Below are 22142 nucleotides of genomic sequence, written 5' to 3' on the forward strand. Positions count from 1 at the left end.
AGTAGATTTATTTAACGATAGGTTTTCATTATCTTACATGTCAAGACAGTTGGGGCCATAACCGACTGAAATTATAAGTTTTGGCTTAGACCGAAACACAATAAAGCTCAACAAATGGAAAATCTATGAAACACCCTTTTAAAGCGTTAACACTAGCGCTTGGTTTAGCACTGACTGCGACCAGTAGTTACGCCGTCACAGTAACACCGAGTGATACTGATTTCACTCTTCAACTATTAGGATCTGGCGGTCCGATTTCTGATGACCTTCGCGCATCGTCAGGGGAAATTGTTTGGTGGAAAGGTAAATCTCGTTTTCTAATTGATGCCGGTGGTGGCATTTATCTACGATTTGGTCAAGCAGGTGCAAAATTAGAAGATCTAGAATTCTTCGGTGTGACGCACTTTCATACTGACCATGTTAACGATCTCCCTGCACTACTCAAAGGCGGATACTTCTTTGATCGAGAGGAGCCTTTGGTATTAGCGGGACCAACTGCTGGTTCTGCTTTCCCGAGCATGTCTGGTTATTTCAGAGCGAACTTTGACCCGAATGATGGTGCGTACGCGTACTTAAGCGGTTTGTACGATGGTACAGATGGTTTGTTCCCTATTGACCTAATCGACGTGCCATACGATAGCCAACAACCCGTATCAGTTTATGAAAAAGATGGCTTAAGCGTAACTGCCATTGGTATTCCCCATGGCGATGTGCCAGCTCTATCTTACCGTATTGAAGGTAAAGAAGGCGTAATTGTCGTCTCTGCCGACCAAAATGGCAGCGATCCGCGTTTTATCGAGTTTGCAAAAAATGCAGACATTCTTCTAATGCCAATGGCTATTCATGAACAAGCCGATCCTGTCTCTGCATTTATGCACGCTAAACCTTCCGTGATTGGAAAAATCGCTCAAGAAGTTCAGCCGAAAATGCTGGTACTCAACCACTGGATGGGTCTTGGCCTTAAGCGTAAGTCTGAATCGGTAAAAATTATTAAACAGTACTTTGATGGTCCTGTTTATTCAGGCCGAGATCTATCGAGCTACCCAATTAAAGCAGCTAAGGAGCTATAACCCATGCACAGCAAAATTGCCTTATCAATCGCCCTCACCGGTATCGTAACGCTAACTCCAGCAATGTCTTATGCAGAAACACCCGCTCCTGCCCCGACAAAAGTGCAATCATCTTCTGGTCATGGTGGTAAATGTGCTGCAGGTAAATGTGGCACAGAAAAACGATTCGAAAAGAAAGAACTCTCGACAAACCCACAAGATCGTTTGGTACGAGCGCGTGACGGTAAATGTGGCTTAACTGGTGAAGGCATTAACCCAAGCGCAGAACGAGTTCGCGACCGAAATAGCAAAATAACGGAGGGCGTATGCGGTCAATAGCGACCACTGCAAAAGGACTTGGACTTCGTTCTGAGCACTTTGAATTACTCGCTAATTCAGGACCAATTGAGGGTATCGATTTCCTTGAGCTTGCTCCTGAAAATTGGATGAACATTGGTGGCGTTAAAAAAGACTTACTTAGCGATATTGCAAAGAAGTATCCATTAGTCGCACACGGCTTAAGCCTTTCGATCGCAGATACAATGCCACTGAATACAACGTTTGTTAAACAGGTTGGTCGATTCTTAGATGAGCACAATATCTCAATTTATAGTGAGCATTTAAGCTTATCTCGAGACAAACAGGGCTACCTCTATGAACTACTCCCTGTTCCTCGTCGAAAGGAAAACATCGCGTACTTGGCCGATAGAATCAATCAAGTTCAGGATATTATTTCTCGCCCTCTAGTTTTAGAGAATATCTCGTACTACCACGACTTTGGTGATGAGATTCCTGAAGGAGAATTTTTGGCTGAATTGGTTGAAAAAAGTGACTGTCAATTACTCGTCGACATTAATAATGCGTACGTAAATAGCCATAACCATGGTTTTGATGTGTTTGACATGATCAATTCATTACCTAGTGATGCAATACGCTATTACCACATAGCAGGCCATTTAACTGAGAACGATTCGTTTCTGTTAGATACACATGGAGCTTCCGTCCAAGACCAAGTGATTGAGCTCGCGAAGTACACCTATTCAGTACATGGTGCCAAACCACTACTGCTTGAGCGAGACAATAACGTTCCACCGCTAGGTAGTTTAGTTAACGAACTGAACATTATGCATGCGGAAATATTGGATTATGCTCACGCATTAAAAACCATTTGTGAGGAGGTTATTTATGCATAACCCACCGGCTAGTTTAGTTCATGAGACGGAATCCCTCACCGCGTTAATTCGGTCTCCGTTCGGTCTTTCATCGGTATGCCGTTACAGTCAATTTATAAGAAATAACGTACTAAGTGTATTAAACAATACGTTTCCAATGTTTTGTGACGCACTCAATGGTGAATCTCTAAACCAGCTAGTGGATGACTTCGTCGTGGTTCACTACGCCTCAGAGCCTGAGTTCCATCATATCGCCACTGAATTTGTCAAATACATTCAAATTCGAACTTCATCCATCTTATCGGATGGCTGCGTTACTCCTGACGTTGTCTCGTTACTGGAATTTGAATGGTCTGCGTTCTGTGTAGAAATTGAAGATTGCGACACTCGCTCTATTTGCTACGACTTTCACAATATCTTAGCCAACTTGAAACTATTTAAAGCTCAACCAAATAAAACACTCAAGTTGCTTCAAGTTCCGTTCATCGTTGATCAGCAATCGGTTACTTTTTTGGAAGATAGACGCACTCCAATCTATTACGCCCTATACCGTGATGAGCATGGCTGTGTTGTGACATTACAACTCAGAGAAGTTGATGTAGCGGTGATTCAACTGCTGGCGAGCCCTTCGGTGATTTCCCTAGCCTCACTTGAACAACAAGTAACAAAGCAAATTTTAGACTTTAACCTTATTGACTGGATCGAACATTTTTTAAATATAAACCTAATCAGCGTCGATCTAGTAGGAAGCAAATAATGATTACATCAGTCCTTCATTGGTTCGACAAATGTGTCGACAAAGTAAAGCAGTATGACTATCTAGTCCTACTTTCTGTTCGCCTTTACCTAGTGCCTGTGATTTACGTAGGCGCAAGATCTAAAGTATTGGGGTTCTCTGGTACCGTTGCGTGGTTTGGTGCATCCGCTGCAGATGGCGGCCTCAACTTACCATTCCCTGAGTTACTGGCTTTCTTAGCCGCTGCAACTGAGGTGTTAGGTGTTGTATGTATCGCGCTTGGCCTATTTACACGCTTTATCTCTATTCCGATGATCTTCATGATGAGCGTTGCAAGCGCAATGGTTCACTGGAAACACGGTTGGGATGCAATAGCAACAGGCAGTATGGAATCAACCATTCGCCTCAATGGATTTATCGAATGGCTATCGACTAACTTCCCAGGTCGATACAACTACATCACTGAACTGGGCGACCCGGTAATGCTCAACAATGGTATGGAGTTCGCTGGTACGTACTTTGTGATGCTACTTGTCCTTATGGTTTACGGTGGCGGCCGCTACGTCAGCGCGGATTACTGGCTACGTAAACAAATCACGAAAAAATAACACTCCCCCAATCCATCTATTCTTTTCAATACCTAGCCCGCTACATGTTTAGCGGGAAGGAGTTTTTATGCTTACAGATGTTGTTGATCTGTCGCGGTTTCAGTTTGCGAGTACCGCTCTCTACCATTTTATTTTTGTTCCCTTAACCATAGGCCTCTCTTTCCTACTTGCCATCATGGAGACGCTCTATGTGGTGACTAGGAAAACTATTTATAAGGATATGACCAAATTCTGGGGCAAACTGTTTGGTATTAACTTTGCGGTTGGTGTTGCTACCGGCCTAACTATGGAGTTCCAGTTTGGTACCAACTGGTCATATTACTCTCACTATGTGGGAGACATTTTTGGTGCGCCTCTTGCGATTGAAGCACTGATTGCTTTCTTTTTAGAATCGACATTAGTCGGTATGTTTTTCTTTGGCTGGGATCGACTAACGCGAAGACAGCACTTAACCGTGACTTGGTTAACCGCAATAGGCTCGAATTTCTCTGGCCTTTGGATCCTAATGGCTAACGGTTGGATGCAGAATCCGGTTGGTGCCGAGTTCAACTACGAAACCATGCGCATGGAGATGACAAATTTCATTGAAGTCATCTTTAACCCAGTGACCCAAGTCAAGTTCGTACACACCGTTGCAGCGGGCTACACCACAGGTGCGCTATTCATTATGGGGATTAGTGCGTACTACCTATTGAAGGGCCGTGACCTTGGGTTTGCTCGTCGTTCATTCGCGGTTGCAAGTGCATTTGGTTTTGCAGCAATCCTATCTACTTTAGCACTTGGCGATGAGTCAGGCTATGAGCTAGGTGACGTGCAAAAAGTAAAACTCGCTGCAATTGAAGCAGAATGGCACACAGAAGAAGCGCCCGCGTCATTCACTGTGTTCGGTTTACCAAACCAAGAAATAATGGAAACAGACTATGCAGTTAAGATCCCATATCTAATGGGCATTATTGCAACTCGTTCGCTTGATGAGCCAGTAACTGGCTTACGCGATTTACTCGCACAGAATGAACGACGTATTCGTCGTGGAATAACTGCTTATGCTTTGTTAGAGGACCTGAGAAGTGGTGATGTTTCTCCTGAGAAGAAAGCCCATTTTGATGAGTATAAGCAAGACCTTGGCTATGGTTTACTGCTGAAGAAGTACACAGATATCGTCACGGATGCCACCGACGAGCAAATCCATCAAGCTGCGCAAGATTCCATTCCTAGTGTCGCTCCACTCTTTTGGAGCTTCCGCTTAATGGTCGTAAGCGGAATTATGATCTTCTTGGTCGTTTCAGTGTCGTTTGTTCAAGTATTACGTAAGAAAGTCGACGCTCATCCGTGGCTACTTAAAGCATGTATGTTTGCGATTCCACTCCCTTGGATAGCTTGTGAGTCTGGGTGGTTTGTCGCAGAGTTTGGCCGCCAACCATGGGCGATAGGTGAGATTCTTCCGGTAAACATGGCCGCATCAAACCTCGCAGCAAGCGATATATGGTTGTCTTTAGCACTCGTTTACCTTCTTTACACGGCGTTCCTAGTTATCGAAATGTTCTTAATGATCAGATTTGCAAAGATGGGCCCTAGTGCACTTAAAACAGGCCGTTACCACCATGAACAGGCTTCGAAACCTTCAATCGAACAACTTGTAGATATTAAATAGGATTCCATTATGTTTGATTACGAAAACTTGCGCTTGTTAGCGTGGGCGATAGTCGGGTTACTACTTATTGGATTTACCATTACAGATGGCTTTGACCTTGGTGCTGCTGCCCTACTTCCTGTAATAGGAAAATCTAACGAAGATCGTCGCGTAATGATCAACTCAATCGCCCCTCACTGGGATGGGAACCAAGTGTGGTTAATTACTGCGGGTGGCGCCATCTTTGCTGTGTGGCCTTCTATATACGGTGTGACCTTTTCCGGGTTTTATATTGCGATGATGCTCGCTCTGGCCTCATTGTGGTTACGCCCAATCGGCATGGACTATCGCGCTAAGATTGACAATCCTCAATGGCGCAAAGCGTGTGATATTGCGTTAGTTATAAGCGGTGTGGTTCCGTCGGTTATTTTTGGCGTTGGGTTTGGAAACTTATTGATTGGCGTACCATTTGAGTTCAACTCGATACTCATAATGACCTACAAAGGTAGTTTCTTTAACCTTCTGACTCCTTTCCCTCTGCTGTGTGGTTTAATCAGTTTAGGGTTGATGGTGACGCAAGGCTCAGCTTTTCTCCAATTAAAAACCAAAGACGATATTCAGGCTCGCTCTCGCAGAATGACAGTCATCGCAGCTTCAACGACAGCATTATTATTCGTACTTGGTGGATTCTACGCACTTACATTACCAGGGTATTTAATTACTAGCCCAGTGGTAACTGACCTAGCGTCGAACCCCCTAGCTAAAAATGTTATTCAACTTGATGGACAATTACTACACAATTATATAAGCAATCCGCTACTTTGGACTATTCCGTTGCTTGGCATAGGTTTATTAACGCTTGCTTCAATATTCGCTCATTCGACGCAAAGCGGTAAGTCGTTCTTGTGCTCAAGTCTTGCGATTGCGTGTGTGATTCTGACCGCAGGCACTGCTCTGTTTCCTATGGTTGTGCCTTCGAGCATCCACCCATCACACAGTTTAACCTTGTGGGATTCAACATCGAGTCAGCTAACACTGAGTATCATCATCGTTGTCGCCATCGTTGTCGTGCCAGTCATCATTGGCTATACCAGTTGGTGTTACTACAAAATGTTCGGCAAGCTCGATCACGACTTCATCAGAAACAACGATTCATCACTCTATTAATGAGGTAATTATGTGGTACTTATGTTGGGTGCTAGGTATTTTGCTGGCGTGTTCTTTTGGCATAGTCACAGCATTATATTTAGAGAATAACACCGATTTAGATGCATAAAAGAAGCGCCTCCAAACACTGGGGGCGTTTCTTTATCTAAAATAATGTACGCAAAGTGTGTTGGGATAATTCGGTACTTACCCCTCATTTACCGTATGCTAGTTTGGTAATTGATTGACTTAAATGTTAAAAGAGATGGAATACCATTAATTAATAAGGCGTCGCTGAATGGATATCCAAGTCTCTCCCTCAGGAAAACTTAAAAAAATTATATTTTTTCCTGCGTTATTACTATTTTTATGGGTTATGGTGCCAAAGGTATATCAGAGTTTTACCGCCAACTGGATCCTTGTTGAAACGGAAGTCACCAAGCTATATTGGCACGAAGACCCATTCGAAGGCGATAACGACTTAATGATCGATGTCGTTTATAAAGTTCAAGGTAAGCAATATAGCGCCACAATTGAAGCTGACAAAGTCATTGGGCAAGACAATCCTCATGATTCTCGAGTTCAAGAAGGGAAAAAGCTCATATTCTCATATGACGAAGAAGTCCCTCATGATATGAAAGTCACTTGGAGCGAAGGCAGTGAAAAAGGTTGGACGATCGTTACTGCGACTCAAATCAGTCAATAAACGCTTTGCGTATAAACAAAAACGCCCCCGATTTGGAGGCGTTTTTTTATGTCTACAATGAACAACAAATTAGTTGTTGATACCACGTGCTTTCAAGAACTCTGCGTAAGTACCGCGGAAGTCATGAATCTGACCATCTTTGATTTCTAGAATACGAGTTGCAAGAGAATCTACAAATACGCGGTCGTGAGATACGAAGAACAATGTGCCTTTGTACTGCTCAAGTGCGTTGTTCAAAGATTCAATCGATTCCATGTCCATGTGGTTAGTTGGTTCGTCCATCAGCAGCATGTTTGGCTTGTGCATCTGGATCTTGCCTAAAAGCATACGGCCTTGCTCACCACCAGACAGTACTTTAACTGACTTCTTGATGTCATCTTGTGAGAACAGCATACGACCTAGGAAACTACGAAGAACTTGCTCGTCATCGCCCTCTTGACGCCATTGACCCATCCAATCCATTAGGTTCATGTCTTCTTCAAAGTCATGCGCATGGTCTTGAGCGTAGTAACCAATGTTCGAGTTTTCAGACCACTTGTATTCACCAGTACGTGGCTCTAGTACGCCAGCTAGTGTGTTTAGAAGAGTCGTTTTACCCACACCGTTTTCACCGATGATCGCAACGCGCTCACCCACTTCGAAGATTGCATCAAAGTTGCTGAATAGATCGTTTTCAAAACCTTGGCTTAGGTTTTCAACGATCAGTGCGTTACGGAATAGCTCTTTAGACTGCTCGAAACGAATGAATGGGTTTTGACGGCTAGATGCTTTTACTTCATCAAGCTGGATCTTATCAATCTGCTTAGCACGAGATGTCGCCTGTTTCGCTTTAGATGCGTTTGCAGAGAAACGTGCTACGAACGTTTGCAGTTCAGCAATCTGAGCTTTCTTCTTAGCATTATCAGACAATAGACGTTCACGTGCTTGTGATGCAGCTGTCATGTACTCATCGTAGTTACCGTGGTAAACGCGTAGTTCACCGTAGTCCAAGTCAGCCATGTGAGTACATACTGAGTTTAAGAAGTGACGGTCGTGCGAGATGATGATCATCGTACAGTTACGTTGGTTTAGCGTCTCTTCCAACCAACGAATTGTGTCCATGTCCAAGTTGTTGGTTGGTTCGTCAAGAAGCATGATGTGCGGGTCAGCAAACAACACTTGTGCTAGTAGCACACGAAGTTTCCAACCTGGTGCAACTTCACTCATCAAACCGTAATGTTGCTCTTCAGGAATACCTACTGCAAGAAGTAGTTCACCAGCTTTAGCATCAGCCATGTAACCGTCCATCTCAGCGAACTGAACTTCAAGGTCAGCAACTAACATGCCTTCTTCTTCACTCATCTCAGGTAGAGAGTAAATACGGTCACGCTCTTTTTTCACTTCCCAAAGTTCTTTGTAACCCATGATAACTGTATCGATTACCGTGAACTCTTCGTATGCGAACTGGTCCTGGTTTAGCTTAGCAACGCGCTCGTTCGGGTCGTAACTTACATTACCACCTGTTGGTTCTAGCTCACCGCTTAGAATTTTCATGAACGTTGATTTACCACAGCCGTTGGCACCGATTAGGCCGTAACGGTTACCTTCACCAAACTTAACTGAAATGTTTTCAAACAGTGGCTTAGCACCAAATTGTTGTGTGATGTTGTTCGTGGAAATCAATGTCGTTACCTATTTAATATGAAAAACCGCGCCACACTACTGTTTACCGAGCATAACTTCAAGCATTGTTTTATATTCAATTCATGACACTGAGTTGACGTTTTTAATGACCTACACGATTAGTCTTGCCGATTATATTTTGCCAGCGATCATTCGCTTTTCGTATGAAAGTCGCTAAACTAACTCTAACCTCATAAGATTTAAGAGATTTCTATGCGTTCTATTACACGCTTATACATACTTTTTTCTCTGCTCATCTCTAGCTTTTCTTATGCCAGCTGGGATTACGACTTCCAGCCAGTGCCAGAAGCCAAAACAGTGGCGAGTGATATAGCAGAAGAAGTAAACCAAATTCCAGATCCTTTGTTCATGACCCCGAAGGATTATCGAAAGGTTTCGCTCCTTCTGAACGCGGTCTTGCAAGAACAAGATAAACAGCGTGCTTCTTTCGATCAGCATTTGTCTTCCTACCGCGAACAAAGCAACGATGAAACTTGGTTTGAGGTTGAAGCGAGCTACCTGACGTTGAATAGCCTAGCGCAAAGTAAGCAGCGTCTATTGGAACTTACCGACAATGCTACCCGTGAAAAGCTGACTGGATTTGGACCATATGGCGTAACTCAGTTTAAACGTGAACTGTCTCTGACACAGCTGAATGGTCAATACCTGTTCCATTTCCAAGTACGTAGCTTTAAATCTCTCATTAATGATTTACTTATTTCGCCTGTTCCCGTGATCTGGGCAGCGTTGAAAGTACTGTTTATTTATTTTGCACTTGCTTGGTGGTTAGCCAATAACCGTCGACTTATTGCAGCGTTTAAATCGTCATTTGTTACTAACACCGCGAAACCTCCGTTTTGGGTTCGCGCGATTTGGTACATCAGCAGTGCGAATAGAGCAATCGCTTGGTTAATCAGTATTACCCTGTCGTTGCGAGTACTGTCCGGAATCCCAAGCCTACAACACCTCATATTCTTGGAGATCTTTACCTGGTGGGTTCTTGGCGGTTCAATTGCAATTAGCTTTATTTTGGAGCTGACCTACCGTCATAGCCGTACTTCAAGTCCTGAAGTCGTTGCATTACGTCTTTCTACAATCCGACGTTATGTGTGGAGCATCATCGTTGCCGGTGTGATCTTACAGATTTCTATGCGCACCCTAGGTAAAGGGACGATTTATTACTGGATCTACAGCGCGCTGTTCTTCTGGTTTGTGCTTGTTACTGTGTCTGTATTGCGCCTATGGAGAACAAAGGTATTTGATACTGTTGCTCATATTCCAGAACGTCCAGTTTGGGTGCAGTGGTCAATTGGCCGAAAAGATACCTTCTTGCTGAACATCGTCGCGACTGCTATCACAATCGCTTGGCTAGTTGTTCACCTGCTAAAACATAAGATTGTTAGTACGTTATCTAGCTTTAGCTTCTTTAGCCAAGCTCTTGCGTATCTATTTAGAATAGAAGTAGCAAAGCAGACAAACAGTAATAGCAACCAAGGCCAATTGGTACGTGTACGCGGCGATGCGACCTTCAAGTACGTCCTACCCGGTAGTTTTGATAGCGAACTTATCGACTACGCGAGCGATGAACTTAAACAACTCTCTAAGTATTTGTTAACTGATAGTCCCGCTGTTTGTGTCCTTTCCGCTGAGCGTGGAGCAGGTACAACGACGGCGTTGCGCGCGCTACTCAATCGTGTAAAAAATGCAGAGCCTATTTATCTTACTTGCCCTTACGATGGCTACAAGGAATTGCTGTCACATTTAGCCGTGAGCATTGGTTTAGAAGAAGACGCAACTGAGATTCAAATTCTTGCTCATTTACGTAAGAGTGAAACCACTTATCTTATCGCGATTGATAACGCTCAACGTTTAGTTAAGCCGATGGTTGGCGGTTTGAATGAGCTTATCCGTATTACCAATTTACTGCGTCGTTCTCGTAAGAATCACCGTGTTGTTTTTGGTATTGAGAAAGCAAGTTGGCGCTTTGTTGATCGCGCCCGTGGTGAACGCTTGTTGTTCGATTTGGTCTGTTTCCTACCACGCTGGACAGAAAAACAGGTTGGTCAGTTGCTTGATACACGTATTAACCAAAGCGAAGAGTATCGACTCTCTTTCGATGGACTGATGGTGCCAAAGCAATGGGACCAAGAAGAATGCACCGAAGAAGAGCGCGCGAAACAAGGCTTCTATCGTATTTTGTGGCACTACTCTGATGGCAACCCAACCGTCGCGTTGCGCTTCTTCCGCTTCTCTCTCAACAGGGATAAAGAAACCGAACAAGTTTATGTTCGCTTGTTTAAAGCTCCCGAGTCTCACGAGTTAGAGAAAATGCCAAAGCCGATGCTTGCTGTTCTCCGCTCCATTGTTCAATTAGAAATTGCGTCGCCAGAAGTCTTGTCTGAATGTACTCAGCTCACGATTGCTGAGATCACTGGTACTTTAAGATACTTCCAAAGTCGCGGCTATATTGAATGGTCTGAAGACAAAGCACGTATCTCCGACCATTGGTTCCGCCACATTACTAATGTCCTCGACCGTCAACACTTACTGGTGAAATAATATGATTCGTTTTCTATTCGTTATTTTGTCTTCGTTGATCGCGCTTCCTGCTCTCGCTACGGAAGAGATAGCAAACGTCGACAATATTACTCAAATCGCCAGTTTGATCCGTTGGAGTGGTGTTTTCTTCTCGTTCTTGGTCATTGCTGCAACATGGTTACTGCTTAAGTTCATTAGCTCAATGGTTGAAAGCATTGGTAGTCAGTTTGCCCAGTACCGTATGCTGCTACAAAAACTCCAATCATTCATGCAGTTCTTCATCTACATGAGTGCTGGTATTTTGGTGTTTATGATGAGTTTTCGCATCAATGACCAAATCCTCACACTGATTGGTGGTACGTTGGCCGTATCGGTTGGCTTTGCGTTGAAAGATCTTGCTGCATCATTTATCGCAGGTATGACAGTCATGGTCGATAGACCATTTCAGGTTGGTGACCGAGTTACATTTGAAGGCAACTATGGTGACATCATTGCTATCGGTCTTCGTTCAGTTCGTATGCGTACTCTGAATGATGACATCATCACCATTCCAAACAATAAGTTCTTAAGTGAAGTAACGGTAAGCGGGAACTATGGTGCACTAGATATGCAGGTCGTCATCCCATTTTATGTAGGAATGGATGAAGACATCACCCTAGCCCGTGATTTGATTCAGGAAGCGGCATCATCGAGTCGTTATATCCACCTTCCAAAACCAGTTACTGTACTCGTTAAACAGACGATTACAGACAACTACTTAGCGATTCAGCTAACTTGTAAAGCCTATGTCGTTGATACTGCGTACGAGAAACTATTTGAAACCGATATAACTCTTAGGGTTATGAAAGAGTTCAATAAGCATGGTATTAAGCCACCACGTATAGCGGTGTTATCTCAATAACCGATCACGAATACTAGGCCTGCGATATGCAGGCCTTTTTTGTTCTGCTGGATTAGAGTGTGAAAAAAGCGTGTACGACGAATTGTTCACACTTAATGGTATAGAGTTCTGCCGTGAACAATAAAAAGGAACTCTCATGAAAAAACTCATTGCTTTAAGTGTCGCGGCTGCGTGTTCAACTGCAGCTATTGCGGAATCAAACGAAACTGGTTTTGGCGGCGAGATTGGCCTAGGTATGAGCTACTTCTCTAACGATGGCAATCTAAACACAGCAAACGAGAACAACCTAACGTCCAGTGATGATCACTTAGGCGCTGAGACAGAAATTAACCCTGAAGTGATTGGTGAGTTAAATTACACGTTCGGTCAAGACGCTAACCACCAAGTATTCATCGGAACCAACAATGAAGAGGTGATTCAAGGAGACTTAACATTAGAGCTTGGCTACCGCACAGAGTTCTCTGACGAATCGGCTTTAGAAGTGAGTTACCTGACGTCAATCGTCAACGAAGAAACTTGGAAAGACCCATACGTTATTGGCGCTAAGCGCGACATCACTGAGATCTCAGAGTCCGGTTTCGCGGCTGAATACGCCAATATTGCTGGTTCGGGCTTCGCTGTAGATGCACTTTACTACACCTCAGATGTTGACGATGAACAATCAGGTCAAGCGCAAGTACCTGGAGACATTAACACGCTTAAGAGAAGTGGTTCCGGTTTCGATCTAGGCCTAGCTTACGAAGTTGATTTAACACTCGATTCTGTGCTTATTCCACGCTTAACGTACGGTAGCTACTCTGCGGACGGAGAAGCATTTAGTAACACAAGCTTCGGCGGTGAGCTGACATACTTGAAAATGATCGATAAGCACTCTATTGGTCTTCAAGCCTACTACAACTCAGTTTCCTTTGATGGCGCTAACATCGCATTTGACGACGTAACTCGTAGTGATGATGAATATGGCGTCGCTGCACTTTATCAGTATGAAGGCTTTATGGGGTGGGATGATGTAACCTTTATTGGTCTAGCTGGCTACGACACCGTAAGCTCGAACATCAAATTCTATGAAGAGACCGAGTACCAAATTGGCGCAGCATTAACGTACAGCTTCTAACGCCTCACTCGATGTAAACCTCCCTCACTATAAAGCGGCCTTTGTTGGCCGCTTTATATTCTCAGAACTACAAATTGATAATTTCAAGTTCATTACCAGCCCGTTCTGGCAAGTAAATACTGAACACACTTCCCTCACCCCAGTTAGACTCAACTTTCAGTTCGCCGCCTGATTGGCTCAGAATACTTTGAGATACTGACAAACCTAAGCCAGTACCTTCACGTTTCGTGGTATAAAACGGTGAGAAGATACGTTTGAGATTCTCTTGCTTGATGCCACATCCTTCATCTCGAACATGAATAATTGCACCGCGGCTCGTACCGTTTTCAATCCAGTCTTCACTTGTGATAAGTAAACGTCCTTTACCTTGCATCGCATGAATACCGTTCATTTGCAGATTGACGAGTATTTGAAGCAGTTGATGTCGGTTCACTTCCACGCAAGTATGCGCTTCTAGGTCTGTTTCGAAAGTAATATCGCGTTTCTTCGCACCAGTTTTCACTAGGGTAATACTTTCTTCGATGATCGGATTGACGTGTTGCCAAGTAATTTCGTCTTGAACGCCGCCCTGCCTACTGTATTGGAGTAAGCTGCGGGTAATATTCCTAATTCGATCAATCTGAGTATGAATGGCTTCGATCTCTTCTTTCACTCGGTTAGAGTCATCACCAAGCTCGAATTGAATAAGCTCTACGTTACCCAATATTACTGCACTAGGGTTGTTAATTTCATGAGCAATACCTGCCGTTAATTCACCTAATGCCGCTAGCTTTTCATTCACAACCAGCTTATCTCTGGTTTGATTTAACAATTGAATATGAAGCTCTAACTCTTCCGTCTTTTCCTTTAAGCTCGCGGTTCGGTCGTTAACTTTACACTCAAGTTCGTTGGCCGCTTTCTGAAGATCATTCTTACGCTGCTTCAGCAAATCGAGCATGTTATCGAATTGCTTTGCGAGCATCGCAAGTTCATGGTTTTCATCTAAACCCAATGGACCAATACGAGTCTCCTTACCTAGTTGAATCATTTTCACCACACGGTGAATATGTTCTATAGGGATAAACAGGTCACGGGATCCTCGATAAACAATCAGACTGGATATCAATAACAAGAACAGTGTCGTCACTGATATTTCCGCAATGTTGGTCATATAAGTGGTGAAAAATGGCCACAATAGATAGCCGGTGTACAGCATCCCGATCACGTTGTCGTATTGATCGTAAAGGGGTTTGTAGGCTGTGATGTACCAAGCGTCATAAACAAACGCTAAGTTAACCCATTCTTCACCTTCAATAAGAACGGCTTGTTTCACTTCATCTGACACGCGTGTACCAATCGCTCGCCCTTCTCGTACTTCACTGTCGAGAGGAACGTTGGTACTTACACGCAAGTCATCTAAAAATACTGTCAGAGTCCCGACTGGGCGTAGACTGTCTTCTTTGGATGGATAGATTAGGTCGCGAATGGTATCGACTAAAGCAGTACTGTTGTTTAGAAGTAATCCACCATCCAGAAATCCAATAAGGTCATTGGTTTGGTTATAGATTGGAATCACGGTGCGACTCACTAATCCACGCCCTTCAAGACCATTATTGTCTAAGATTGCTGTTTGTGCTCGCACGGTAAGATCATGACCTAGTTCATCCAGCTCCTCCGCGGTTAGAACGTCGAAGAAAGATTCTTTCTTGGTTAAGTCGAGAAAGCGGAACTTGCTTTCCATAGTATCGACGCGGTGGAAACGAAGGAAGTCGAGATTGTAATCCGCTCGTTGCCGAGAAACCCATTCTTGCAGGGCTTCTTCGTTCGAATGATTACCACGAACATGCGTGATGAACTCGTAAGAAGATGCAAATGCTTTTACGTGGTTAGCTTGCTTTTCTTGAATCAATTCAATGCTATTTTCTGCAACGCCCAATCGTTCGGACACATCCACTAACGCACTTTGCCATGTGTAATGAATCGACCAATAGACGGTAATCCCGATTAAAGCAATAAGAGTTAGAAAGATTGGCGCAGACGTTAAGATCATCAGTCTGTAACGAACCATGGTCTTAAAGCGATAACGCCATTTACCCCACAAGGTTGTGCTAGTCGGCATAACTAGAACCCTCGTTATCCCACTCTTTGTATTTACGTTCTAATGTCTTGCGGGCAACACCTAAGTCTCGCGCAGCAGCCGATTTATTGCCGTCATGGTGGTCAACCAACTGTTGTATGTGTGCCCTTTCTACATCTTTCAATGCCCAAGTATTTGGGTATCCCGATGCGTTTGAGCCGTCACCTAACTCAATCAGTTCAGCGCCACTTGAAACTGTCATAGTGATAGACGGTTTCAAGTGCTCACCATTCACTTCGCGCCAATAATGCGCTGGCGGTTTACCCAGTAAGATGCATCGCTCAATTAGGTTTTTAAGCTCTCGGATGTTACCCGGCCAATCGTAGTCGTTCATTGCATGGATATCTTCGTGCGCCCACTTTGGATCTGGCATGCCCAACTCTGCGGTAAGCATTTTGGTAAAAAATGGCACAAGCTCTATCAAATCGGCTTTGCGTTCTTTCAGTGGTGTAACGTCGATCTTTAATACGTTTAGTCGATAATAGAGGTCCGCTCGAAAGTTACCTTTGTTCACTTCTTCTTGAAGATTACGGTTAGTCGCCGCAACCACTCGAACATCTACCGTGACCTCTTTTTCACTGCCGACTGGACGTATGGTACGTTGCTCTAAAACACGTAACAGCGCTGACTGCATAGTAAGTGGCATTTCGCCAATTTCGTCTAAGAATAATGTGCCACCACTGGCAACTCTAAACAAACCCTCACGGCTTTTCTTTGCTCCGGTAAATGCACCAGCTGTGTGACCAAATAATTCACTTTCAAGTAACTCTGGTGCGATCGCTCCACAGTTAATTGGTACAAATGGACCTGTACGCCCACTAGCCTCGTGAACACCGCGTGCGACCAACTCTTTACCTGTTCCCGATTCACCTTCTACCAAGACTGAAGCACGAGATGGCGCAAATTGAGTGATAAGTTGTTTTAACTGTTTTGTTTTCTCAGAACCGCCAACGATTTCTGTTTTGATGTGACGTTTAAATTCATGTTTTAAGGCAAACTGATGTCTCTGTTCTAGGCGTTTATCCATACAGCGCTGCACCGCTTGTAGCATCTGCTCAAGATTGAATGGCTTAAGAATGAAGTCAGAAGCACCAAGTTTTAGCGCGGATATCGCAGTCTCTATGTCTGCATAACCAGTCATGAAAATAACATCGGCTTTTTTGTCTTGGTCGCTAAAGGCTTCTTCCCACTCGATCCCTGAGCGCCCTGGTAAGTTTATATCTAGAACAATAAGATCGTAGTGATTGGAAACACGAAGTTCTTCTGCATCTTCTATACTTCCTGCACAGTCAACTTTTGCAAACCACTTGCTGAGTGCTTTATTTAAAATAGTTTGCATGCCGATTTCATCATCGACAACGAGTACAGAGAAAGCTTGATATTGTGACGCTTTAGTTGGGTCAAGAGACGCAGGCATAGTGTTTTTACTTATTTTGTCCGTAATAGGACAGAGTGTACCAAGTTTAAAAGGAGACGACTCAACTAATGTGCGACATTTTGTCCCAAGTCAAACTTTATAACTCTAAGTGACTGATTATTCGCTTGAAAATAGTCACATAGTTTTGGCATTAAGATTGCTTTATATGCGTGCTCGTTTATAACTAAAACGGGTGGTATTGGTTGAAACCATTGCAAAATGGCAAACCGAAATCTAATAAAAACGGATAAAAACAATATGAAAGCTATCACTTTTACTATCGCAACAGCGTCTTTGGCCCTAGCGAGTTATTCTGCAATGGCAGCAGGCGATAACTCTCACGTTCGTCTAGCAACGACAACCAGTACTTACCACTCAGGTCTTTTAGACTACCTTCTGCCTGAGTTTGAAAAAGATACCGGTTACAAAGTCGATGTTATCGCAGCGGGTACCGGTAAATCTCTTAAGATGGGACAAAACGGTGACGTTGACTTGGTTATGACTCACGCACCTAAAGCTGAAGCCAACTTTGTTGAAAAAGGCTATGGTGTTTTACCAAGAAAGTTAATGTACAACGACTTTGTCATCGTTGGTCCGCACGAAGATCCAGCAAAGATCACTGAGCAAAAAGACGTTGCTCACGTATTTAAAAATATCGCAAAAATGAATGCGACTTTTGTCTCTCGTGGTGATGATTCAGGCACACACAAAAAAGAAAAAGGCATTTGGGAGCAAACCAAAATTGAACCTAACTTCGGTGGTTACCGTAGCGTTGGTCAAGGTATGGGGCCAACACTCAACATGGCTAACGAGATGCAAGGCTACACAATGACCGACCGAGGTACATGGTTGGCATACAACAACAAACTTGACCTAGAGATCTTGTTCCAAGGTGACAAGCAGCTGTTTAACCCTTACCAAGTTATCTTAGTAAATCCTGAGCGTTACCCTAGTATCAACTACCAAGGTGCTAAAGAGTTCAGTGACTGGCTTGTTAATCCACGTGGCCAAGAACTTATCAACAAGTTCAAGCTAAACGGCAAGCAACTATTTGTCGCCAACGCTAACGAGAAATAACCATTCATGAGCCTGTGGCAAACTACTCTTGATGCTCTCACCCTATTGGTGAGCTTCGATACTGAATTATGGGAGATCGTAGCGGTCTCCTTCAGTGTTTCATTGTCGGCAATATCGCTCGTCCTTTTCCCTGCGATTTTGTTGTCATTTGTTCTCGCGTATACGAACTTCAAAGGCAAATGGCTTCTTCTTTCACTGGTGAATACCTTACAAGCGATTCCAACTGTAGTAATTGGCCTGCTTCTTTATATGATGTTGTCACGATCTGGTCCCTTGGGAGATTGGCAAATGCTGTTCACTCAAAAGGCCATGGTTGTAGGTCAAATGCTCATAGGCTTTCCTGTTTTGGTTTCAATGATGCACGGCGCTCTTCAATCAAGTGATCGCCGTGCTGTTGAAACATCCATTACCTTAGGGGCTTCCATCCCTCGTATTGTTGCTACTATGATCTGGGAAACTCGCTTCCCTCTTCTTGCCGCAGCAATTGCAGCATTTTCCCGAATCGTGACAGAAGTCGGATGTTCTACCATGGTGGGCGGAAACATTATGGGAATAACGCGCAACATACCAACCGCAATTGCAATGGAAAGCCATAAAGGCGCATTTGCACAAGGTGTAGCACTGGGCATCGTGCTACTAACGCTCGCACTGGTTTTAAATTTCATGTTAACCAGTATGCGTGGAAAGGGTTACTTAAGGAGCTAGGCGCTGTATGACAATAAAAATAACGGCACAGCAACTCTCTATGCGTTTTAAAGAACGTGTGCTATTCCATATTCCTTCACTGTCGATTGGGCCCAATGACGCTATTTATTTAAAAGGCGATAATGGGGTTGGTAAAACGACACTTCTGAAAATATTGTCAGGGCTAGTTAAACCGACGACGGGAAACGTTGTCGCGCCAAACGACACTTGGTTACACCGTCTATTTCCGCGCACGGGCCGCAAAGATGTGATCTATTTACATCAGTCCCCTTACCTATTTGACGGTACTGTTTACGAAAACGTCGTCTACGGTATTCGTTACCAAAAAGAAGAGATAAAAGATAAGCGAGCTCAAGTTATCACGGCTCTACGCATGGTAGGCTTAGAAACACTCGCGGATGAACATATTTCGGTTCTCTCTGGTGGTGAAAAGCAACGAGTCGCCATGGCTAGAGCATGGATTCTTAAACCTTCTATCCTTTTAATGGATGAGCCTAGCGCTTCTTTGGACCAAGAATCCATAGAGCGTTTGGTCGTTATGGCACAAGATCTACTTGATCGTGGTTCAAGTCTAGTCATTACTAGCCATCAGCAGAACGCCCTAACCGAGTTATGCCGTAAACAATGGTGGATAAAAGAGACAACTCTGATAGAGTCTCCACTGCTACAAGTAATTACAGATAAAGAGTTAGATAATACTTATGCTTCTTCCAAAGCAAACTAGCTGGGTGATCTTAGCTGGTGGACAAGCAAGCCGTATGGGAGGCCAAGACAAAGGCCTAGTACAACTTAATGATAAGCCGCTTATCGAGCACGTTATTGAGCGCCTCTCATCTCAAACTTCCCAAATACTGATTAACGCTAATCGCAACCTCAATACGTATGAAAAGTACGGGCAAGTGTTTAGCGACCAATTTAAACAATTCCCAGGCCCTATGGGCGGAATACACGCAGGTTTGGTCAACGCTAGTACTGACTGGGTTGGCTTTGTGCCATGTGACAGCCCGCTAATCAGCGATGATATCGTTGAGCGTTTTTGCCAAGCTGTTACGGATGAAACTGAGATTTTAGTCGCGCATGACGGTGACCATCAACAGCCAGTTTTCACTCTATATCACAAGCGTGTCCTCGACAGGCTGACCGCATTCTTAGAACGTGGCGATCGTAAGATCATTTTGCTTTATAACGAGTGTAATACTAAGTACGTCGACTTTAGTGACTCCCCTCAATGCTTTGTCAACTTAAACACGCCTGAAGAGTTGGCGCAATTTGGTACGATTAATTAATGAACTTCAATTTACCGATTCCAATTTTAGGTTTTGCTGCGTACTCAGGTACGGGTAAAACAACACTGCTTGAAGCACTACTTCCAAAATTAACCGAGGCGGGCTTACGCATCGGTATGTTAAAGCATGCCCACCATAACTTTGACGTTGATAAAGAAGGCAAAGATAGTTACCGCTTAAGAAAAGCAGGCGCTACGCAAATGCTGATTTCATCACGTAATCGCTTTGCTTTAATGACAGAAACACCTGATGCTGAGTCCGAATTCGAATACCTTCTAACTCGTTTCGATACTGATAAACTCGACGTCATTTTGGTTGAAGGATGTAAGAACATTGCTTTCCCTAAGATCGAACTTCATCGTGAAGTCGTCGGTAAGCCTTGGCTCTACCCTAGTGACAACAACATCATTGCGATCGCTTCAGACAGTGAAATAACAGATTCACCACTGCCTAAAATGGACATCAACGATCTTGACGCCATAAGTTCATTTGTCATTGATTATGTTGATGCGCAAAAAGCGCCTGCGTCTGCAAAAGCAGAAGGTGCTTGCTGTGATACCCTATCTCCTGCCTTTCTTTCCGTACAGCAAGGACAAGAAAAGATCCTTTCAATGGTTCACCGTGTTGAACAAATAGAACAGTGTGACATGTTTGATGCGTCAGGAAGAGTTTTAGCAAACGATGTTATTTCTCCAGTGAATGTGCCTCAATACACTAACTCTGCAATGGACGGCTATGCGATCCGTGGCGAAGACATTGAGTTAGATGAGTATCAAGTCGTTGGTGAGGTGATGGCTGGTTACGCATACAACAAGCCATTACTCGAAGGCCAAGCAGTAAAAATAATGACCGGTGCTCCTACTCCTGAAGGCGGTAATACAGTCATTATGCGTGAACAAGCGTCTCAGAAAGGTGACATGGTCACGTTTTCGGCTGATATCAAAGTTGGACAGAATGTCCGTCAAGCCGGAGAAGACTTAGCTCTTGGCACACCAGTATTTGCTCAAGGCCAACGTCTTGCCTCTTCGGAAATGGGTATGCTTGCTTCTCTAGGGTTTGGGGAGTGCTCTGTCTTCCGTAAATTAAAGGTTGCTGTTTTTTCAACCGGTGACGAAGTCCAAGCTCCAGGTACCGCTCAAAAAGAAAACTCAATCTATGATTCTAATCGCTTCACGATCATGGGTATGCTTAAAAACCTAGGCTGTGAAATTCTCGATTACGGCATCATTGAAGATGATGAAGAGTTGATGATTCAAGCGTTAGAGGAAGCTTCGCACAATGCGGATGTTGTCATGACATCTGGTGGTGTTTCAGTTGGGGATGCTGACTACATCAAACTGGCACTTGATAAGCTAGGCCAAATTGATTTCTGGCGTATTAACATGCGCCCTGGTCGCCCACTCGCTTTTGGTCAAATCAACAACAAGCCTTTCTTTGGGCTACCAGGCAACCCAGTGGCAGTAATGGTGTCATTCATTAACTTTGTTGAGCCAGCTTTGCGTAAAATGCAAGGTGAAGTCGACTGGCAGCCACTCAAAGTTAATGCGATTGCGACTGAGAACCTGCGCTCTCGCCAAGGCCGAACCGAATTCAGCCGCGGCGTCTGTGAGCTGGATGCCCGAGGTCAACTAACGGTGCGTACAACAGGCAAACAAGGCTCTGGCATTCTCCGTTCGATGAGCGAAGCAAATTGCTTAATCGAGATTTCTCCGGCTGTGGACACAGTCAAAGTCGGAGAAAGCGTGACAATCATCCCACTTCAAGGCAGAATCTAGCAATCAAAGTATAAGGCCAGTTGAACTGGCCTTTAGTTTTATACTTACCTGGAATTATTTATGTCTCGCACAATTCTTTATACCTACAAGAACGAAGATAAATCGCTAACGTTCTCATACCAACAACACCGCAACATTCATGAAGCGGTAGCTGAAGCTGAAGGTATTGATATCTCTGAATATCTAAAGATGGAGCAACAGATCGAAGCAATCTCTGATACAAAGGCTGTTCGCAATTATCGCGATAACCACTTTAAGAAATTAGGCTTTGGTAAAATCACCCTCGCCCAAAAAGAAAACCTCGGCGTAGGTAAAAAGAACAAATAATTAAAAGGCCTATCAATCGATAGGCCTTTTAATTTATTCATAAGTAAACTTTCACACGCATTTATATTCATCCTTTCATTAATGTTAACGTGATCGTCGAACCTCATATACCAAACTGGTATCCTATAAATAAGGAGTCATATTCTCTTTTTTCATAATTATTACTCAATAGGAATC

Annotated in this window: 21 protein-coding genes; 18 read left to right on the plus strand and 3 right to left on the minus strand. The window is 43.8% G+C overall.

Features of this window, described 5'->3' with window-relative positions; translation table 11 throughout:
* The first annotated feature begins 125 nt into the window (after window positions 1-125).
* From AAFX28_RS16655 to AAFX28_RS16695, 9 genes are all read left to right on the plus strand, one after another.
* Window positions 126-1070, plus strand: coding sequence for an MBL fold metallo-hydrolase (locus AAFX28_RS16655; protein ID WP_408689288.1), 945 nt, complete (start codon window positions 126-128; stop codon window positions 1068-1070).
* Between the two features lie 3 nt (window positions 1071-1073).
* Entirely contained in the window at window positions 1074-1388 is a 315-nt protein-coding gene (locus AAFX28_RS16660; RefSeq protein ID WP_408689289.1) for a hypothetical protein, read from the plus strand.
* Window positions 1376-2242, plus strand: a complete 867-nt coding sequence (locus tag AAFX28_RS16665; RefSeq protein WP_408689290.1) for a DUF692 domain-containing protein — start codon at window positions 1376-1378, stop codon at window positions 2240-2242. Before AAFX28_RS16660 ends, AAFX28_RS16665 begins: the two co-directional genes overlap by 13 nt.
* Window positions 2235-2978: a putative DNA-binding domain-containing protein gene (locus tag AAFX28_RS16670; protein ID WP_408689292.1), complete on the plus strand. Its 744-nt coding sequence runs from the start codon at window positions 2235-2237 to the stop codon at window positions 2976-2978. Before AAFX28_RS16665 ends, AAFX28_RS16670 begins: the two co-directional genes overlap by 8 nt.
* Complete coding sequence (locus AAFX28_RS16675) at window positions 2978-3565, plus strand: DoxX family protein (RefSeq protein WP_408689293.1); 588 nt, start codon at window positions 2978-2980, stop codon at window positions 3563-3565. Before AAFX28_RS16670 ends, AAFX28_RS16675 begins: the two co-directional genes overlap by 1 nt.
* 67 nt (window positions 3566-3632) lie before the next feature.
* The gene (locus AAFX28_RS16680) at window positions 3633-5216 is read left to right on the plus strand and encodes a cytochrome ubiquinol oxidase subunit I (RefSeq protein WP_408689294.1); all 1584 of its coding nucleotides are present in this window, start codon (window positions 3633-3635) and stop codon (window positions 5214-5216) included.
* A gap of 9 nt (window positions 5217-5225) precedes the next feature.
* On the plus strand, window positions 5226-6362 hold the full coding sequence (gene cydB / locus AAFX28_RS16685; RefSeq protein WP_408689296.1) for a cytochrome d ubiquinol oxidase subunit II: 1137 nt from the start codon (window positions 5226-5228) through the stop codon (window positions 6360-6362).
* Window positions 6363-6372: 10 nt separating this feature from the next.
* Window positions 6373-6471 carry a cytochrome bd-I oxidase subunit CydX gene (gene cydX / locus AAFX28_RS16690; protein ID WP_408689298.1) on the plus strand — a complete coding sequence of 33 codons (99 nt, stop codon included), beginning with the start codon at window positions 6373-6375 and terminating at the stop codon, window positions 6469-6471.
* A 168-nt stretch (window positions 6472-6639) separates the two neighbouring features.
* The gene (locus tag AAFX28_RS16695) at window positions 6640-7047 is read left to right on the plus strand and encodes a hypothetical protein (RefSeq protein ID WP_408689300.1); all 408 of its coding nucleotides are present in this window, start codon (window positions 6640-6642) and stop codon (window positions 7045-7047) included.
* A 69-nt stretch (window positions 7048-7116) separates the two neighbouring features.
* Here AAFX28_RS16695 and AAFX28_RS16700 read toward each other — a convergent pair whose 3' ends face one another.
* Entirely contained in the window at window positions 7117-8709 is a 1593-nt protein-coding gene (locus tag AAFX28_RS16700; protein WP_408689302.1) for an ABC-F family ATPase, read from the minus strand.
* Window positions 8710-8922: 213 nt separating this feature from the next.
* Here AAFX28_RS16700 and AAFX28_RS16705 point away from each other — a divergent pair, with 213 nt between their 5' ends.
* The 3 genes from AAFX28_RS16705 to AAFX28_RS16715 all read left to right on the plus strand — a co-directional run bounded on the left by AAFX28_RS16705 (window position 8923) and on the right by AAFX28_RS16715 (window position 13262).
* Window positions 8923-11268 carry an AAA family ATPase gene (locus tag AAFX28_RS16705; protein WP_408689303.1) on the plus strand — a complete coding sequence of 782 codons (2346 nt, stop codon included), beginning with the start codon at window positions 8923-8925 and terminating at the stop codon, window positions 11266-11268.
* A gap of 1 nt (window position 11269) precedes the next feature.
* The gene (locus tag AAFX28_RS16710) at window positions 11270-12148 is read left to right on the plus strand and encodes a mechanosensitive ion channel family protein (RefSeq protein WP_408689305.1); all 879 of its coding nucleotides are present in this window, start codon (window positions 11270-11272) and stop codon (window positions 12146-12148) included.
* A 136-nt stretch (window positions 12149-12284) separates the two neighbouring features.
* Window positions 12285-13262, plus strand: coding sequence for a DUF2860 family protein (locus AAFX28_RS16715; protein ID WP_408689306.1), 978 nt, complete (start codon window positions 12285-12287; stop codon window positions 13260-13262).
* Window positions 13263-13329: 67 nt separating this feature from the next.
* Here the strand turns inward: AAFX28_RS16715 and AAFX28_RS16720 are convergent, their stop codons facing one another.
* Entirely contained in the window at window positions 13330-15360 is a 2031-nt protein-coding gene (locus AAFX28_RS16720) for a cache domain-containing protein (RefSeq protein ID WP_408689308.1), read from the minus strand.
* Window positions 15350-16795 (minus strand): sigma-54-dependent transcriptional regulator, encoded by a 1446-nt coding sequence (locus AAFX28_RS16725; protein ID WP_408689310.1) that lies wholly within the window; start codon window positions 16793-16795, stop codon window positions 15350-15352. The genes AAFX28_RS16720 and AAFX28_RS16725 overlap by 11 nt, the downstream gene beginning before the upstream one ends.
* Before the next feature lie 258 nt (window positions 16796-17053).
* On the opposite strand from AAFX28_RS16725, the gene AAFX28_RS16730 reads away from it, so the two are divergent.
* From AAFX28_RS16730 to AAFX28_RS16755, 6 genes are read left to right on the plus strand one after another with little or no spacing between them, the layout of a single operon-like run.
* On the plus strand, window positions 17054-17872 hold the full coding sequence (locus tag AAFX28_RS16730; protein WP_408689311.1) for a substrate-binding domain-containing protein: 819 nt from the start codon (window positions 17054-17056) through the stop codon (window positions 17870-17872).
* Window positions 17873-17878: 6 nt separating this feature from the next.
* The gene (locus tag AAFX28_RS16735) at window positions 17879-18577 is read left to right on the plus strand and encodes an ABC transporter permease (protein WP_408689313.1); all 699 of its coding nucleotides are present in this window, start codon (window positions 17879-17881) and stop codon (window positions 18575-18577) included.
* 7 nt (window positions 18578-18584) lie between these two features.
* A complete protein-coding gene (locus AAFX28_RS16740; RefSeq protein WP_408689315.1) occupies window positions 18585-19301 on the plus strand; it encodes an energy-coupling factor ABC transporter ATP-binding protein in 717 nt (238 codons plus the stop codon).
* The gene (gene mobA / locus AAFX28_RS16745) at window positions 19279-19863 is read left to right on the plus strand and encodes a molybdenum cofactor guanylyltransferase MobA (protein WP_408689317.1); all 585 of its coding nucleotides are present in this window, start codon (window positions 19279-19281) and stop codon (window positions 19861-19863) included. The genes AAFX28_RS16740 and mobA overlap by 23 nt, the downstream gene beginning before the upstream one ends.
* Entirely contained in the window at window positions 19863-21638 is a 1776-nt protein-coding gene (locus AAFX28_RS16750; RefSeq protein ID WP_408689319.1) for a bifunctional molybdopterin-guanine dinucleotide biosynthesis adaptor protein MobB/molybdopterin molybdotransferase MoeA, read from the plus strand. Before mobA ends, AAFX28_RS16750 begins: the two co-directional genes overlap by 1 nt.
* Before the next feature lie 60 nt (window positions 21639-21698).
* Window positions 21699-21965, plus strand: coding sequence for a DUF2960 domain-containing protein (locus tag AAFX28_RS16755; protein WP_408689321.1), 267 nt, complete (start codon window positions 21699-21701; stop codon window positions 21963-21965).
* Window positions 21966-22142: the final 177 nt, after the last annotated feature.

Source organism: Vibrio sp. TBV020 (genome assembly GCF_046056895.1).
In the GTDB taxonomy this organism is placed as follows: Bacteria; Pseudomonadota; Gammaproteobacteria; order Enterobacterales; family Vibrionaceae; genus Vibrio.

What these genes read in the sequence shown, in the direction of transcription:
- cydX (WP_408689298.1), top strand. Translation starts at nt 6,373, where the DNA reads ATGTGGTACTTATGTTGGGTGCTAGGTATTTTGCTGGCGTGTTCTTTT.
- AAFX28_RS16670 (WP_408689292.1), top strand. Translation starts at nt 2,235, where the DNA reads ATGCATAACCCACCGGCTAGTTTAGTTCATGAGACGGAATCCCTCACC.
- AAFX28_RS16655 (WP_408689288.1), top strand. Translation starts at nt 126, where the DNA reads ATGAAACACCCTTTTAAAGCGTTAACACTAGCGCTTGGTTTAGCACTG.
- AAFX28_RS16660 (WP_408689289.1), top strand. Translation starts at nt 1,074, where the DNA reads ATGCACAGCAAAATTGCCTTATCAATCGCCCTCACCGGTATCGTAACG.
- AAFX28_RS16705 (WP_408689303.1), top strand. Translation starts at nt 8,923, where the DNA reads ATGCGTTCTATTACACGCTTATACATACTTTTTTCTCTGCTCATCTCT.
- AAFX28_RS16755 (WP_408689321.1), top strand. Translation starts at nt 21,699, where the DNA reads ATGTCTCGCACAATTCTTTATACCTACAAGAACGAAGATAAATCGCTA.
- AAFX28_RS16715 (WP_408689306.1), top strand. Translation starts at nt 12,285, where the DNA reads ATGAAAAAACTCATTGCTTTAAGTGTCGCGGCTGCGTGTTCAACTGCA.
- AAFX28_RS16675 (WP_408689293.1), top strand. Translation starts at nt 2,978, where the DNA reads ATGATTACATCAGTCCTTCATTGGTTCGACAAATGTGTCGACAAAGTA.
- mobA (WP_408689317.1), top strand. Translation starts at nt 19,279, where the DNA reads ATGCTTCTTCCAAAGCAAACTAGCTGGGTGATCTTAGCTGGTGGACAA.
- AAFX28_RS16680 (WP_408689294.1), top strand. Translation starts at nt 3,633, where the DNA reads ATGCTTACAGATGTTGTTGATCTGTCGCGGTTTCAGTTTGCGAGTACC.
- AAFX28_RS16665 (WP_408689290.1), top strand. Translation starts at nt 1,376, where the DNA reads ATGCGGTCAATAGCGACCACTGCAAAAGGACTTGGACTTCGTTCTGAG.
- AAFX28_RS16720 (WP_408689308.1), bottom strand. Translation starts at nt 15,360, where the DNA reads ATGCCGACTAGCACAACCTTGTGGGGTAAATGGCGTTATCGCTTTAAG.
- AAFX28_RS16725 (WP_408689310.1), bottom strand. Translation starts at nt 16,795, where the DNA reads ATGCCTGCGTCTCTTGACCCAACTAAAGCGTCACAATATCAAGCTTTC.
- AAFX28_RS16740 (WP_408689315.1), top strand. Translation starts at nt 18,585, where the DNA reads ATGACAATAAAAATAACGGCACAGCAACTCTCTATGCGTTTTAAAGAA.
- AAFX28_RS16750 (WP_408689319.1), top strand. Translation starts at nt 19,863, where the DNA reads ATGAACTTCAATTTACCGATTCCAATTTTAGGTTTTGCTGCGTACTCA.
- AAFX28_RS16735 (WP_408689313.1), top strand. Translation starts at nt 17,879, where the DNA reads ATGAGCCTGTGGCAAACTACTCTTGATGCTCTCACCCTATTGGTGAGC.
- cydB (WP_408689296.1), top strand. Translation starts at nt 5,226, where the DNA reads ATGTTTGATTACGAAAACTTGCGCTTGTTAGCGTGGGCGATAGTCGGG.
- AAFX28_RS16695 (WP_408689300.1), top strand. Translation starts at nt 6,640, where the DNA reads ATGGATATCCAAGTCTCTCCCTCAGGAAAACTTAAAAAAATTATATTT.
- AAFX28_RS16730 (WP_408689311.1), top strand. Translation starts at nt 17,054, where the DNA reads ATGAAAGCTATCACTTTTACTATCGCAACAGCGTCTTTGGCCCTAGCG.
- AAFX28_RS16710 (WP_408689305.1), top strand. Translation starts at nt 11,270, where the DNA reads ATGATTCGTTTTCTATTCGTTATTTTGTCTTCGTTGATCGCGCTTCCT.